Raw genomic sequence first — 16,083 nt, forward strand, 5'->3', positions numbered from 1 at the left:
ATTTTCACTACACAAAAGCACATTAAATCCATTTAAGCCTGTACGTAATTTGCAAAATTCAGCAATTTAAAACATTTATATCCTCTTCATAACGCAATAGCGGTTGTTTTATTTTGACTATTTATTAATCTAGAGTGTGTTCCAACAAAAACTTAAGGACAACGGCCATGTATAAGAATATTTTTCTTTCAGCCATGCTTTATGGTTTATGTTTAACTTCATTTACAGCCTCTGCAAATGACAAAGTTCAAAGCACTTATGATGCACAAAAGTATCAACAAGTGTGTAAAGGCAAAACCCAGGGCGATCAAGTTAGTTTTGCTTATCGCGGCATTATTTGGAATGGGACCTGCCAGCCTCAGTTTTTCTCTAGCAGCAAAACTAAACTACTAGGCACAGAAGCCGAGCTGAATTCGGCATGTCATAGTGATGCAAACGCCAAATCAATTACAGTAGATGGTAAAGAAGTGAAAGGTAAATGTGCTTTAGGCTTTGCACCACCCAGTCCCCGATAATTTTTAATATATGAATGTAATATAGTTCACACTCCATCCAAACTAAGGGGCAAAATGCTTAATTTTCGCCCTTTTTCTTTGTTGCTTATTTAGAAAACTTGTTTAAACTCAATCCAGAAGGAACATAAAAATAAGGATATTCCATGGATTCGGGTGTATTTGTTTTTTTCCTACCCGTCATCTTGGCTTTTATGATGATGGGGCTAGGCCTAGAGTTAACGGTTAAAGATTTTCTACGTGTAGGGCGTTATCCTAAAGCTATTTTTTTGGCTCTTTTTTGCCAACTGGTCATTTTAACCAGCATTGCATTCTTTATTTGCGTCGTTTTAGCTCTTGAGCCATTGCTGGCTGTTGGGCTTATGCTTTTAGCTGCCTCACCGGGTGGCCCGACTGCTAATTTACTGAGTTTTCTATTTAAAGGTGATGTGGCTTTAAATTTAACCTTAACTGCTATTAACTCAATTATTACCACCTTTACCCTGCCTTTTATTGTCAATCTATCATTACACTACTTTATGCAGTCTGATACAACGATTGGCATACAGGCCGATAAATTCGCCTATATTTTTCTGATCATCTTTATCCCAGTGTGTATTGGCTTGCTTATTCGCCATTATTTTCCACACCTTGCTTTAAAATGTAATCGCCCCATGCGGATGCTGTGTATCTTATTTCTCACCGCAATTTTTATTTATGCACTGTTCCGTGAACGCTCAAATGTGATTTTATATTTTGTCGATGTTGGTATTGCAGTCGGAATTTTTTGCTTTAGCAGTATGTTTATTGGCTATCTGGTTCCACATTTAGCAGGCTTAACAGAACGACAAGCCCGTGCATGTACTTTTGAAATTGGTATTCACAACACTGCCATTTCAATCACGATTGCAATTTCCGTACTATCTAGTACCACCATTGCCATCCCTGCTGGTGTATATTCCATATATATGTATTTATTCGCTTTTGGATTTGGCTATATCTTAACGCGCAAAAAGAGCAATTTACTCAGCAACCAAGTTAAGCCTTAATACAGTATTCAATCTTGCACAAACGACACACTATTTAAGAAGTAACAAATCATGCCTCAACCAGATTGAGGCAATCCATAAAAAATCTGAGATCAAATCTCGCAACAACAAGAAATTAAATACAACTTTCAATCCACAACCAAGGAGCTTGCTCACTTAACACTGCTTACTAAGTTCGAAAAAATTAACAAACGAGGCAAGGATGAACTCACAAATTATTACGATATTACTCCCTTTAGCACTTGCCATTATTATGGTTGGACTTGGCCTAGAGCTCACTTTAAAAGATTTTGCTCGCGTCGGAAAACACCCTAAAGCTGTTCTTGTTGCATTGTGTTGCCAGCTCATCGTACTTACGAGTATTGCATTTTTACTATGTAAACTACTGGCATTACCCCCATTACTCGCTGTCGGACTCATGCTTTTAGCTGCCTCACCAGGCGGGAGTACAGCCAACTTATTTAGCTATTTATTTAAAGGTGACTTAGCGCTCAATATCAGCCTCACTGCCATTAACTCAGTGATTGCCGCGTTTACTTTACCTTTAATTGTCAATTTTGCGATTTCCCACTTTCTGCAAGATGGTCAACAAATCACCTTACAGTTCTCTAAAATCTTACAAGTTTTTAGCATTATTATTGTACCCGTTGCCATTGGTATGCTCATTCGCCATTACTCACCACGCCTAAGCGAAAAGCTCAACAAACCTTTACGCATATTTGCCGTGATTTTTCTGGTTTTAATCATTATTGGTGCAATAGTGGCAGAACGGCAGAATATTGGTGAATATATTTCTCAAGTTGGTATTGCAACTGCGCTATTTTGTATTTGTAGCTTATGTATTGGCTATTTTGTACCGCGCCTATTTGGTATTAATAGTGCACAAGCCCGCGCCTGTGCCTTTGAAATTGGTATTCACAATAGCACTTTAGCTATGACTATCGCACTGACTGTACTAATGAATACAGCGATTGCAATGCCTGCAGCGGTTTATTCAATTTTTATGTATATCTTTGCCGCACTCTTTGGTCTGTTGCTCAATAAATTTGCAGCTTTTACCCCAACAGAAGTTGAAACTCAACCCAACTAACTTAGTTTCATTTACTCACTCAAGCCCAAACAAATAAAAGGATACGTTTTTAGTATCCTTTTATTTTTATGTTAGCCCGTCAAGCTATAGTCGGAGTTCATGAAGTTCCGCTACAATAGCTCTTTAAATAATACGATTAGGTTCTTAACTGTGAAGTGGCTACAAATTCATATTACTGTTGATCAAGCACAAGTAGATTTCACAGAAACACTACTAAGTTCACTAGGTGCTGTCAGCGTAACTTTAGATGATGCTGAAAATCAGGATTTATTAGAACCGCTTCCGGGTGAAACACCGCTTTGGAACAAAGTCATTGTGACAGGTATCTACGCCGAAGAAGAAGGCGAAGAAATTGATGTTGATGCTTTATTAACATTTATTACTGCCCAAATGCCAGAAGCACCATTACGCCATGAGTTTATTGAAGATCAAGCTTGGGAACGCACATGGATGGATGCTTACGAGCCAATTCAAATTGGTGAGAAATACTGGATCGTGCCTGAATGGATGACACCACCTGAAGCCGATGCTGTAAATATTAAGCTCGACCCGGGCCTAGCATTTGGTACAGGTAACCATGCTTCCACATTCTTATGCTTACAATGGTTAGGTCAAACTGACGTAAAAGATAAAATTGTCATCGATTACGGTTGTGGTTCAGGTATTTTAGGCGTAGCTGCATTATTGTTGGGTGCAAAAAAAGTTTATGCAACTGACATCGATCCACAAGCTGTTTTAGCAACAAAACAAAATGCAGAACTAAATGGTGTTCTTGATCGTCTGTATGTCGGCCTACCAGAAGAGTTCAATTCTGAGCTTAAAAATGAAAAAGCTGACGTATTTGTTGCAAACATTCTTGCAGGCCCATTAATGATGCTTGCCGAAGAATTCTCAACTTTAATTAAATCTGAGGGAGAGTTCGCACTTGCAGGTGTAATTGAAGAGCAAGTTGCTGATGTTTCTAACATTTACAGTAAATTCTTTGATATATTAAAGGTCGAAAAACGTGACGAATACTGGTGCAGAATCTCTGGAAAACGTCACTCGTATTAATCATTTTATGTAAAAGCATTTATGAGCAACAAACAGACCTTTTGTCCATCTTGTTCGACCACTTACCGCATATCTGTCGCTCAGTTGACGATCTCGCAGGGTATGGTTTGCTGTGCAAAATGTTCCCATACATTTAATGCATTATCACATCTGGTCGATGTCCAAAGTGACAACGTCCAGATGTTTAACGCTGTTGAAAAAAAACCTGCCCCTATTTCGGCTGAACCTATAGATGTTGCACAAATCAACTTAGAGGCAGATCAAGCTGAAATTGCAACCAACATTTATAGCAATAGACTACTAGCAATATTTGATCAAAAAGTCGAAAACTCAAATATTGACCTCCGCACTTACCTTAATAACCTTAACTATTTTAGTACAGACCCAATTGGCAACTTCCCTGCTTTAAACTGGTCTGAAAATACGGAAGTAGAAAAAAAACGTTCCGTACTTAGCTATATAGGTTGGACAACAGTTAACGTCCTACTCTTTAGCGTACTGCTCTTTCAGTTCTTTTGGTTTAACCCACAGTATTTAAAAAACAGCCCTATCATGAGCAGTGCTTTTAATGGTATCTGTGAAGTATTTACCTGTTCAAAGCTTGAAGAGCACTACAATTTAGTTAACTTAAAGAAAGTACGTGTAAAAGCTGATGGTGAAGACCAAGTCTTATTTAGAGGTGAAATTATCAATCATCACACTCGTAGCCTATTACTGCCAATCATTCGTGTAGAGCTAAAACACAACGGACAAGAATTTGCAGTTTACAACATTCAACCTAAAGACTATCTCACAGACAGCCTTACAGGTATTCAACGCATACCAAGCAACACACCATATAACTTCAATTTTAAGCTCTCGCATGCACGTAAAAGCTTCGACAGCTATACTTTAGAAATCATTCGCCCGTAAAATTGAAAAAAACTATTAAAAATTGCAAAAAAAATTAAAAAAAAATGCAGTTTTCTTGCTCACTTTTTCTTAGACAATGGTATGATACGCGCCACGAAAGCTTTGTGCTGCAATCTCTTCAGTCTTTTTAATACAAATAGAACATCAGCGAAATGCGCCTTATATATATATCGCGTATAGAGCAGATTTTTTTGTTTTTAAAATGGTCCGTAACATATATTTAACTATTGTTACGCTTATTTTTCGACCAAGTTGACAGATTGTGGCATGCTAAATGTACAGTTTTAGAACCAACCGTTTTAGGATCTAAAACGGAGTTCATTTAAATTTTAGACCACTTTATAACTATCACTTTACCCAAGTGATATTTTGATTTTTCGGATTAATTCGCATGAATAGCAAATCTCCTATTTTTACTGCACAATCTGATGTCGCTCTTCGTATTCACGTAGATCGCGCAGTTCGCCATTACTTCGCACAATTGCAAGGTGAGCAACCTTCTCAAGTGTACGACATGGTGCTAGCAGAAATGGAGAAACCTCTTTTATCTGTAGTTCTAGAGTATACGCGTGGTAATCAAACACGCGCTGCCGAGATTCTCGGTTTGAACCGTGGCACTTTACGTAAAAAGTTAAAAGCTCACGGTTTAATGAGCGAATAAGTGATAAAATGCTTGCGGCTTCCGCAGGCATTTTTTTTATCTTGCATTTGCCTTTTTTGATTTAATTTGTTCCTTGATAACTGTGACGAAGATCATGACTATTAAACGCGCTTTAATCTCTGTTTCCGATAAAACCGGAATTGTTGAATTTGCACAAAACCTAGTTGCTCTAGGGGTAGAAATTTTATCTACTGGCGGCACATACAAATTGTTGAAAGACAATAATGTGGCTGTAGTTGAAGTTTCAGAGCACACTGGTTTCCCAGAGATGATGGACGGCCGTGTTAAAACATTGCATCCGAAAATTCATGGCGGTATCTTAGCTCGTCGCGGTCTAGACGAAGCTGTGATGGCTGAACACAACATCGATGCAATCGATTTAGTTGTTGTTAACCTTTATCCTTTCGCTGCGACTGTGGCTAAACCAAACTGTTCACTTGCAGATGCGATTGAAAATATCGACATTGGCGGTCCAACAATGGTTCGTGCTGCTGCTAAAAACCATGCTTCTGTAGGTATCGTGGTAAATGCTGCTGACTATGCAACTGTGATTGCTGAGCTTAAAGCTGAGGGTGCTTTATCTTACGCAACACGTTTTGACTTAGCAGTTAAAGCATTCGAACATACTGCTCAATACGACGGTATGATCGCATCTTACTTAGGCGCTCGCGTAGGTAAAGAAGAAGGTACTGCTGACAAATTTGCACGTACATTCAACACGCAATTAAACAAAGCTCAAGATCTACGTTACGGTGAAAACCCGCATCAATCTGCTGCCTTCTATGTAGAAGACACAGCAACTGAAGCATCTGTTTCAACTGCAAAACAGTTACAAGGTAAAGAATTATCTTATAACAACATTGCAGACACTGACGCTGCACTTGAATGTGTTAAATCATTCGCTAAACCTGCTTGTGTAATCGTTAAGCACGCAAACCCATGTGGCGTTGCAGTATCACTTGACGGCATTCAAGCTGCTTATGACCTTGCATACGCAACCGACCCTGAATCTGCATTCGGCGGTATCATTGCATTCAACCGTGAATTAGACGTTGCAACTGCTCAAGCAATTGTTGACCGTCAATTCGTTGAAGTGATCATCGCTCCTAGCGTTGCTGAAGGCGTGCTTGAAGTAACTGGCGCGAAGAAAAACGTACGCGTACTTGTATGTGGCGAACTTCCTGCAATCACTGAACGTAAAGCTCAGTTAGATTACAAACGTGTAAATGGTGGTCTATTGGTTCAAGACCAAGACTTAGGCATGATCACGAAAGATGACTTAAAAGTTGTGACTAAACGTGCACCAACTGAACAAGAAATCGATGACATGATCTTTGCTTGGAAAGTTGCGAAATACGTTAAATCAAACGCAATTGTTTATGCTAAAAACCGTCAAACGATTGGTGTGGGCGCAGGTCAAATGAGCCGCGTGAACTCTGCTCGTATTGCTGCAATCAAAGCTGAACATGCTGGTTTAGTGGTTGAAGGCGCTGTAATGGCATCTGATGCATTCTTCCCATTCCGTGATGGTATTGATAACGCTGCCAAAGCTGGTATCAAATGCATTATCCAACCGGGTGGTTCTATGCGTGATGAAGAAACGATTGCTGCTGCTGATGAAGCTGGTATTGCAATGGTCTTCACTGGCATGCGTCACTTCCGCCACTAATACATGATTTTGTGGAACAAGATCTAAGTTGATACGCGTACCCGTCATCCGCAATTGTTTGAGGCAGGATTTATTTCAATATATCCTGTTTCTGCGAAAAATGAGGTCATAGATCAAATATGACGAGTTTTGCGGATGACAATGGTTTTGCCTACTTTTGCCTTAACAAAAGTAGGTCCAACCGAAGGTCTGTTCCCTTATCTGAATGTATACTGGAAAGATTCCGACGTGCCGATCAAGCAAAGACGTTTCAAAAAAGCCTTAATCAATTTAGGGCTAAAAGATTTCTAATCTTGCATAAAGTCCTCTCCTATTTTTAGGCTGAGGACTTTATGTCATTTTCGATTCATGGAGTATGAACCGATGAATATTTTAGTTTTGGGTAATGGCGGTCGTGAACATGCACTTGCATGGAAAATCGCACAAGATGACAAAGTCGCAAAAGTATTTGTAGCACCGGGTAATGCGGGTTCTGCAACTGAAAATAAATGCGAAAATGTTGCGCTTAACATTTTAGACAATGCAGCGATTATCGACTTTGCAAAAAACAATGCAGTTGATTTAATCGTGGTTGGTCCTGAAGCACCGCTTGTAAATGGCGTTGTAGATGCTTGCCGTGAAGCGGGTGTAAAAATTTGGGGTCCTACTCAATTTGCTGCGCAGCTTGAAGGTTCTAAAGCATTTGCCAAGCACTTCTTAAAACGCCACAACATTCCAACTGCTTTCTATGACGTATTCACAGAAGTAGATGCAGCGAAAGCATTTGTAGAAAAAAATGGCGCGCCAATTGTAATCAAGGCTGATGGTCTTGCTGCAGGTAAAGGCGTGATCGTTGCCATGACAAATCAAGAAGCATTTGATGCGATTGATGACATGCTTGCAGGCAACAAATTTGGTGATGCTGGCTCACGCGTTGTGATCGAAGAATTCCTTGCTGGTGAAGAAGCATCTTTCATTTGTATGATTGATGGCGACAACATCTTGCCTATGGCAACTTCACAAGATCACAAACGTATCTTTGAAGGCGACCAAGGTCCAAACACAGGCGGTATGGGTGCTTACTCTCCTGCGCCTGTTGTGACGGCTGACGTATTTGAAAAAACCATGAATGAAGTGATGCGTCCTACCGTTGAAGGTATGAAAAAAGACGGTCACGTGTATACAGGTTTCTTATACGCAGGCTTGATGATTGATGAACAAGGTCAACCTAAAGTGATCGAGTTCAACTGTCGTTTTGGCGACCCTGAAACTCAGCCAATTATGATGCGTTTAAAATCATCTTTAGTTGATTTGGTTGAAGCTGGTATTGCAGGTAACTTACCTGCGGAAGCGCAGTGGGATGAGCGTAAGACTGTAGGTATCGTACTTGCGTCACGTGGCTACCCAGAAACTTCTAGCAATGGTGATGTGATTTCTGGTTTAGACACAGAAATGGCGGATGCAAAAGTATTCCATGCAGGTACAAAAGCACTTGAGAATGGTGACATTGTAACTGCTGGCGGTCGTGTACTTTGCGTAACGGCTCTTGGCAATACAATTGGTGAAGCGCAAGCGAAAGCGCTTGAGCTTTGCCAAAAAGTGACTTTTGATGGTGTTCAATACCGTAAAGATATTGGTTACCGTGCAATTGCTCGCGAAAATGCTTAATTTTTTCTCGCAGAAGATTAAGTCTAAAAAAACCCGCTAAATGCGGGTTTTTTTGATGAAGCTAAAGTGTTAATTTAATACCTTATATAAAATCATAATTACTAAAAATGAAACCTTGTCGACTATGTAAAAAACAAAAAGTGCTCATTGAGAGTCATATTATCCCCAAATTTATTGGTCGTTGGCTAATCAAAACCTCTGCGACAGGATATTTAAGGGACATAAACAAACCAAATCTTAGATGCCAAGACATCATTAAAACCAAATTATTGTGTAAAGAATGTGAGGATCTTCTATCCAATGACGAATCATATTTTGCAGATACTATCTTTCATCCTTACATGAACAGAAAATCTCATACTTATAACCTTCCATACAGCAAACAGTTAAGCAGATTTTGTGCAGGATTATCTTGGAGAGTTTTAATATATTTAACTGAAATTCATGACACAGATAAGAGTTCAGAGATTGAAAATGCTGAATCAACTCTTCGAGAATATATATTAGGGAATTCAAGTAACTTAGGTATATATGAACAACATCTAATACCATTAGAAGGTGGTGCTATAGCTGATTTTAAATGTACAAAGTCAAACCTTAATGCCTACTTTACAAGAACTATTGATATTGACTTACTGACAATAGCGGATAGAGATCATCTAATCTATATTAAATTACCTAATTTTATTTTGATTTCAAATATAAATTATACACACATAAATAAGATGCGCCCAAGCCGTATTACTCTAAAACAAGGCGCTATTATTAGTAAAAATTACCTTCTACCACCTGAATTTTATAAATACTTGCAAGATAAACTAAATTTCATTGCAAATGAATTCACGGATAAAATTTCAAAAACTCAAAGCGAAAAAATTATGGATTCAATAAAGAAAGACCCAGAAAGACTCTTAAATTCAAGAACTCTAAAAGCTGTAGAATCAGATTTACATCCTAATCAGTTCATTTTCAGAGACCCAAAAATCCCTTTCTAAAGACCAAATAGCTCACTATAAAATCATCTTACTTTGCTATTAGCATAGTGAATCACATTCTATTTAATGAAGCTTCCCTAGACTCAGCTTTAATGATTTTTAAAATACAACCCCTCACCTAATCCTCCGCCAACGGCAAGACTCTGACACTGCTCCATTCCTCCAAATGTGTGCAGATGACGACGTCATGCGTTATTTTCTAAAAAAACTCAATGCTTCAGAAGCTACTGCTTTTATGCAGCACCTACGCGATGCAATCGAAACACCCGGTTGGGGTTTATATGCCGTTGAGTTGAAAGCCACAGGTGAATTTATTGGCTTTATCGGCTTACATGTACATCCCCCTAAGTTTGAAATAGCCGATGCCCCTGAAATTGGCTGGCGCTTACTGCCACAATATTGGCATCAAGGTTATGCCACCGAAGGTGCAAAAGCCGTACTGAAACACACTTTTAGAAACCTAAGATTAGATAAGGTCATTTCATTTACGGCAAGTTTAAACACACCATCAGAACGTGTCATGCAACGTATTGGCATGGAAAAAGTACGTGAGTTTAATCATCCGCTAGTACCAGCGGATCACCCATTAAACCGTCATGTACTCTATGAAGTTCAGCGCAGTGACTATTTACACATTCCATTTTGCTAGAAGTCATTCTTCTCGCTTTAACAAAACAATCAAGACAATCATCTTTTGCAGTGCTGTATCAATATATAAAACACTCGTTTTGCGAAATTTATAATGTGGATACAGCCAAATAGATCTAGCCAATCTGCTCAAAAAAATAACGATTATAAATCAAGCAAAATAATGCAAAAATCATAAAAAAAGCACTATTATGAAATAGATGCTTAATTACAATAGAGATCACTATGGCGTGTACACGTGTCGTATATTTAGGTGACGAACAACAAAATATGACAGATCGTTCTATGGATTAGAAAGTCGATGTAGGCACCAATTTATGGATCTTAGCCAATAACATTAAAAGAAATGGATCAGCTGGCGCAAACTCGATTGAATGGACAGCAAAATATGGATCAGTGGTTGCCACTGGCTATGACATTGCCACCACAGATGGAATGAACGAAAAAGGCTTATGTGCCAACCTGCTCTGGCTGGTCGAATCCGAATACCCGAAACGCATTAAAAATACAAAACCCACGCTGAGCATTTCACTATGGGCGCAATATGTCTTAGATAATTTTGCAACCGTCGCAGAAGCCATACAATTTATGGAAACTGAACCTTTTGCAGTGATCTCAGACCAAGTTCCAGGGCAAAACCGCTTAGCATCGTTGCACCTATCTATTTCCGATGCCAGTGGCGACAGTGCAATTATTGAATATATTCAAGGTAAACAAGTGATTCACCATAACCGTGAATATCAAGTGATGACCTATTCCCCTACTTTTGACCAACAACTGGCACTCAATCAGTATTGGAAACAAATTGGTGGCACAGTCATGCTTCCAGGTACTAACCGTGCAGCTGACCGTTTTGCACGTGCGTCTTTTTATATCAACGCTATTCCTAAAAAAGCCGAGCCAAACGATGCATTGGCCAGTGTATTCAGTGTCATCCGCAATGCCTCTGTGCCTTTTGGGCTAAATACAGCGGAAGAACCAAATATTTCTTCAACGCGCTGGCGAACCGTGGCCGATCACAAAAGAATGCTGTATTTCTTTGAGTCGGCAGTATCGCCAAATGTATTTTGGGTCGATTTAAAAGAGATTGATTTCAGTAATGGTCAATGCAAAGTATTGCAATTAGGACAAGATCAATCCCAAATCTATGCAGGTAAATCAAATGATGCTTTCAAGATTACACCTGCTTTTAATTTTCTACCCGTCAGTGATCATGATTAAATTGGTTTAATTTCTTCATGTTACGCATACAAATGATTGAATAAAATAAGTAGCGTTTTAAGTGCAACTCAACTCACACCGAGTTGCACGACCTTCGATTGAAACTCTGTGATAAGAGGTGGTCCCACTTGTTTGAACAACTAAAAGCGTATTTATAAGTGATATTCCGCTCTAGTTAAGCCACCTTGTTTTGTTGGGGTAGCTGATCATAGTAAAACTCATTTGGTGTCATTTTGTCTAGACTCGAATGAGGTCGTTTCAAATTATAAAACTCAAAATATGCACTTAATTGCTTTTTCGCATCTGTGACACTGCTATAAGCTTTGAGATACACCTCTTCATATTTAACGCTCCGCCATAATCGTTCAACCATCACATTATCTACCCATCGACCTTTACCATCCATACTGATTTGAATGCCATTTGATTTCAATACATCAATAAATGCATCACTGGTAAACTGGCTGCCTTGGTCTGTATTAAATATTTCAGGTCGACCATATTTTTCAATCGCTTCATTTAAAGCCGAAATACAAAAATCCACCTCCATACTAATCGATACTCTATGCGCAAGTACCTTGCGGCTATGCCAATCAATCACAGCACATAAATAAACAAAGCCTTTTGCCATAGGGATATACGTTATATCCGTAGACCACACTTGATTACTGCGCTGAATAGCCAATCCTTTGAGCAGATATGGATATTTACGGTGAGCTTGATTAGCCTGGCTTAAATTTGGTTTGCAATATAACGCCTGAATACCCATTTTCTTCATTAAAGTACGTGTATGACGTCGTCCTATATGATGTCCTTGACGATTCAACAAATCACGCATCATACGACTGCCTGCAAAAGGATATTGCATATGTAATTCATCAATACATCGCATCAGCTTCAGATCTGATGCACTCACAGGTTTTGGGCGATAGTAATAACAACCACGGGAGACTTTCAGCAGCTTAGCTTGCTTAGATACTGAAATCTGAAGTGAGTCGTCGATTAACTTTTGTGGTTGAAGCGGCCCAGTTTCTTCAACACACCTTCTAAAAAATCAATTTCTAATGCCTGCTCACCGATTTTTGCATGTAGTTTTTTTAGATCGATGGGTGGTTCTGTTGGAGCTTTTGATTGATCGAAAGCTTGCGAGGAAGCTGAGATCAATTGATTTTTCCAGTCAATAATTTGGTTTTGATGAACATCAAACTCAGCACTCAATTCAGCAAGTGTTTTTTCTGCTTTAATCGCAGCAAGTGCTACCTTAGCTTTAAAATCATTTGAATGATTTCTTCTTGGTCTACGTGCCATAAAATACTCCATATATTGATGTTTATAACATCATTTGAGGAGCAGAATATCACTTATAGGAGTTGTTCAAATTTACGGATCCATCTCTATACATAAAATTAAGGCCTTCTCATACGAACTCTGCGAATGGCTTAAACAAATAAGTAAAGAAAATAAAAGACTCAAAATAAACATATCGTGATGATATGCATTTTTCTGCATAACAATGCCAAAAATCTTATAAAGCACCAAATAAGCTCATATTTCATCCACTTATCAAATTCAATAAAGACAATATATTGTTTTTCATATTATTTTACTTAAATTTCAAAGCTTTTATGCACTATTAGTGCTAAATATAGATTTTTTCATCACTATATTGCATATTAAATTATTGCTATTATATTTCAGCAATTTAGGGCTCAGCCTAATTAAATTCTTTTATTTACAATTACTTTGTATATAAAACTCTCTCTTTTATTTAGACTGAAATCTAATTGCAACAATATTTGAGCCATATACAATTTGCGGTTATAAGTCAGTTTGACTGATTTCACGCTTAATTTAATCTCTCTACATTTATGATATGTAAGTTGAACGCCAAAATTTAATTTACTTGGGTGAAAACATGAAAAAGTTACTTGGTTTAGTGCTCGGTGCATCTGTTGTTCTAACAGGTTGTGGTAAACAAGAAGCCCCTGCTACAGATACCGCACAAAAAAAAGCTGAACTTCAAACAGTAACTATGGCATCTACAGGCTCAGACGCAGATGTATGGCGCTATATTGCAACATTGCCAGAAACTAAAGCTGCAGGCATTAAGCTTGAAGTTAAAAACTTTACCGATTATGTGTCTATGAACACAGCAGTTGCGAACCATGAAATGGATGTCAATGCATTCCAATCATACGCATATATGGTTGCATTCAATGACAGTAACAAAGAAAAAATTGCTCCACTCTCTACAACTTACTTAGAGCCAATGGGTATTTACTCAAGCAAAGTAAAAAAATTGGATGAGTTTAAAACAGGTGCAACCATTGCCATTCCAAATGATGGTGCAAACGAATCTCGCGCATTGTTACTTTTACAATCTGCTGGCCTAGTTAAACTAAAAGCTAACTTTGACAACGTTAAAGGTACAACAGCAGATGTTGCTGAAAATGCGAAGAAAATTGTAATTAAACCAATTCAAATGGCAACTGCTGTACGTGTTAAAGACGAAGTAGATGCGATTGTATTGGGTAATACATTGGCAATGGAAGGTGGCTTAAACGTATTAAAAGATGCGATTTATTATGAGCCAATTGACCAAAGCACAAAAATGAACGTTAACGTTTTAGCGGTTGCAGCTGATCGTCAAAATGACCCAGTATTGAAAAAAGTTGGTGAGCTTTACCATGTTGCTGCTGTAGGCAAATATGTACAAGATCACTTTGGCGGTACAAAAGTTGATGTAAATAAACCTGTAAGCTATCTTACAGACGCAAAATAGTAATATACTTTGCACATCTAAACAGGCAAATTTACTTTGCCTGTTTTTCTTTTATTTAAAGCTTTTGACGATATGATTCAATTTAAAGACATTTCTAAGCACTTTGAGCTTAAAGGTCAAACTGTTAAGGCGCTGGATCAAATCAATCTTGAGATTCCGGCTGGCTGTATTTTTGGTCTGATTGGCTACAGCGGTGCAGGCAAAAGTACGCTTATTCGCCTAATCAACCTTTTGGAACGCCCAAGCCAAGGGCAAATCTTTATTAACAATAAAGATTTTACTGCCTTAAGTGCTTCTGAATTACGCCAAGAACGTACCAACATTGGTATGATCTTCCAGCATTTCAATTTACTGCAAACCAAAACCGTTGCAGAAAATATTGAACTCCCCCTCAAATTATTGGGTGTTTCTAAAGCTGAACGTCAAAAACGCTTAGAAGAATTACTCGAATTTATTGATCTTACACACAAGAAAAATGCCTACCCAGATGAACTTTCTGGCGGTCAAAAACAACGTGTCGGGATTGCCCGTGCGCTTGCTAATCATCCTAAAATTTTATTATGTGATGAAGCAACCTCTGCACTAGATCCGCAAACCACTCAGTCTGTTTTAGCTTTATTAAAAAAGATTAATCAAGAGCAAGGCATTACCATTGTCATGGTGACCCATGAAATGGATGTGATTGAAAGTGTTTGTGACTATGTCGCGGTGATGGAACAAGGTAAAGTCATTGAAATGGGCTCTACATTGGACATTTTCAGCCAACCACAGCACCCAACTACCCGCACCTTTATTCAAACTGTACTGCAGCAACAACTGCCGATTAACATCTTGAATAATCTTGAAAATAAAAATCATAATAGTATTTATTGCTTAAAATTTTTAGGCAGTTCTGCTCAAGAAACTGTTATTCAAGCCGTGATTAAAACCTTTGATGTCAGCCTAAATATTCTATTTGCCAACATGACTGAAATTAATGGTTCTGTAATTGGACAAATGTTTATTCAATTACTTGGCGATGCAAGTCAAATTCAGCAAGCCCTACAGTTCCTTGAAAATAGTGGTGTACAAGTTGAACAATCAGGAGTCCAAGCATGAGAGATATGATTGTTCAATGGCTCACTGAAGTAACGGCTCCTTTTTGGAAAAGTTCACTTTCAATTGATCAGTTTGTAACAGCACTGCAAGAAACCTTCCACATGGTGTTTTTTGCCATGTTGTTTGGTTGTATTTGGGGCTTTATTCAAGCCATTATTTTATTTGTGACTCGCCCTACAGGTATTTTACCTAACCGCGTGGTCTATCATGGCCTTAACCCGATTGTAAATGCGCTACGTTCTTTGCCCTTTATTATCTTGTTAATTGCGGTCATTCCATTAACCAAAGTGATTGTGGGCACTTCGATCGGTACGTGGGCAGCCATTGTTCCGTTGACGATTTATGTCGGTCCTTATATTGGTCGTTTAATTGAGACTTCTTTACTTGAAGTAAATGAAGGGATTATCGAATCTGCTCAAGCGATGGGTGCGACACCATTACAAATTATTTTTAAATTTGTACTGCCTGAATCACGTAGTTCGCTCATTTTAAATCTTACAACAGCCACCATTAGTTTAATTGGTGCAACTGCTATGGCAGGTGCTGTAGGTGCTGGCGGTATTGGTGATTTGGCCATTTCTTATGGTTATCAACGCTTCGATACCAGCGTGGTGATTTTGACCGTTATCGTCCTATTAATCTTGGTGCAGATTGTGCAAAGTTTGGGTGACTGGCTATCTAAAATGCGTTAAGCCGTCAGCCCTTGCATTTTAAAACCCTCTTCGGAGGGTTTAATTTTGTCGATATTATTTTATTCTTTCAGAATT

General features: G+C 38.5%; 14 protein-coding genes and 1 pseudogene. 14 read left to right on the forward strand and 1 reads right to left on the reverse strand.

Going from position 1 to position 16,083, the window contains the following annotated elements:
- Positions 1 to 167 precede the first annotated feature (167 nt).
- From C9E88_RS09905 to C9E88_RS09955, 11 genes and pseudogenes are all read left to right on the forward strand, one after another.
- Positions 168 to 515 (forward strand): hypothetical protein, encoded by a 348-nt coding sequence (locus tag C9E88_RS09905; RefSeq protein ID WP_106986708.1) that lies wholly within the window; start codon positions 168 to 170, stop codon positions 513 to 515.
- A 143-nt stretch (positions 516 to 658) separates the two neighbouring features.
- The gene (locus C9E88_RS09910; RefSeq protein ID WP_106986707.1) at positions 659 to 1,540 is read left to right on the forward strand and encodes a bile acid:sodium symporter family protein; all 882 of its coding nucleotides are present in this window, start codon (positions 659 to 661) and stop codon (positions 1,538 to 1,540) included.
- Positions 1,541 to 1,742: 202 nt separating this feature from the next.
- Positions 1,743 to 2,630 (forward strand): bile acid:sodium symporter family protein, encoded by an 888-nt coding sequence (locus C9E88_RS09915; protein ID WP_106986706.1) that lies wholly within the window; start codon positions 1,743 to 1,745, stop codon positions 2,628 to 2,630.
- 150 nt (positions 2,631 to 2,780) lie between these two features.
- Positions 2,781 to 3,683 carry a 50S ribosomal protein L11 methyltransferase gene (gene prmA, locus C9E88_RS09920; protein ID WP_106986705.1) on the forward strand — a complete coding sequence of 301 codons (903 nt, stop codon included), beginning with the start codon at positions 2,781 to 2,783 and terminating at the stop codon, positions 3,681 to 3,683.
- A gap of 21 nt (positions 3,684 to 3,704) precedes the next feature.
- Positions 3,705 to 4,595, forward strand: a complete 891-nt coding sequence (locus tag C9E88_RS09925) for a DUF3426 domain-containing protein (protein WP_106986704.1) — start codon at positions 3,705 to 3,707, stop codon at positions 4,593 to 4,595.
- Positions 4,596 to 4,986: 391 nt separating this feature from the next.
- Entirely contained in the window at positions 4,987 to 5,256 is a 270-nt protein-coding gene (fis, locus tag C9E88_RS09930; RefSeq protein WP_001086304.1) for a DNA-binding transcriptional regulator Fis, read from the forward strand.
- A 94-nt stretch (positions 5,257 to 5,350) separates the two neighbouring features.
- Positions 5,351 to 6,925: a bifunctional phosphoribosylaminoimidazolecarboxamide formyltransferase/IMP cyclohydrolase gene (gene purH, locus C9E88_RS09935; RefSeq protein ID WP_106986703.1), complete on the forward strand. Its 1,575-nt coding sequence runs from the start codon at positions 5,351 to 5,353 to the stop codon at positions 6,923 to 6,925.
- Positions 6,926 to 7,288: 363 nt separating this feature from the next.
- Positions 7,289 to 8,572: a phosphoribosylamine--glycine ligase gene (gene purD, locus C9E88_RS09940; protein ID WP_106986710.1), complete on the forward strand. Its 1,284-nt coding sequence runs from the start codon at positions 7,289 to 7,291 to the stop codon at positions 8,570 to 8,572.
- 107 nt (positions 8,573 to 8,679) lie between these two features.
- Entirely contained in the window at positions 8,680 to 9,567 is an 888-nt protein-coding gene (locus C9E88_RS09945) for a hypothetical protein (RefSeq protein ID WP_137287924.1), read from the forward strand.
- A gap of 166 nt (positions 9,568 to 9,733) precedes the next feature.
- Positions 9,734 to 10,216: a GNAT family N-acetyltransferase gene (locus C9E88_RS09950; protein ID WP_264766843.1), complete on the forward strand. Its 483-nt coding sequence runs from the start codon at positions 9,734 to 9,736 to the stop codon at positions 10,214 to 10,216.
- 224 nt (positions 10,217 to 10,440) lie between these two features.
- Positions 10,441 to 11,436: pseudogene (locus C9E88_RS09955) on the forward strand (linear amide C-N hydrolase).
- Between the two features lie 175 nt (positions 11,437 to 11,611).
- On the opposite strand, the gene C9E88_RS09960 reads toward C9E88_RS09955, so the two are convergent.
- Positions 11,612 to 12,744, reverse strand: a protein-coding gene (locus C9E88_RS09960; RefSeq protein ID WP_223155595.1) for an IS3-like element ISAba14 family transposase whose coding sequence is annotated in 2 segments (ribosomal slippage) — positions 11,612 to 12,492 and positions 12,492 to 12,744 — 1,134 coding nt in all. Because the reading frame shifts where the segments join, the coding sequence is not laid out codon by codon here.
- 607 nt (positions 12,745 to 13,351) lie between these two features.
- Here C9E88_RS09960 and C9E88_RS09965 point away from each other — a divergent pair.
- The 3 genes from C9E88_RS09965 to C9E88_RS09975 all read left to right on the forward strand — a co-directional run bounded on the left by C9E88_RS09965 (position 13,352) and on the right by C9E88_RS09975 (position 16,008).
- Complete coding sequence (locus C9E88_RS09965; protein WP_106985465.1) at positions 13,352 to 14,218, forward strand: MetQ/NlpA family ABC transporter substrate-binding protein; 867 nt, start codon at positions 13,352 to 13,354, stop codon at positions 14,216 to 14,218.
- A gap of 72 nt (positions 14,219 to 14,290) precedes the next feature.
- A complete protein-coding gene (locus C9E88_RS09970; protein WP_106985470.1) occupies positions 14,291 to 15,316 on the forward strand; it encodes a methionine ABC transporter ATP-binding protein in 1,026 nt (341 codons plus the stop codon).
- Positions 15,313 to 16,008 (forward strand): methionine ABC transporter permease, encoded by a 696-nt coding sequence (locus C9E88_RS09975; protein WP_106985464.1) that lies wholly within the window; start codon positions 15,313 to 15,315, stop codon positions 16,006 to 16,008. Before C9E88_RS09970 ends, C9E88_RS09975 begins: the two co-directional genes overlap by 4 nt.
- The last annotated feature ends 75 nt before the right edge of the window (positions 16,009 to 16,083 follow it).

Source organism: Acinetobacter cumulans, from assembly GCF_003024525.3.
Classification (GTDB): domain Bacteria; phylum Pseudomonadota; class Gammaproteobacteria; order Pseudomonadales; family Moraxellaceae; genus Acinetobacter; species Acinetobacter cumulans.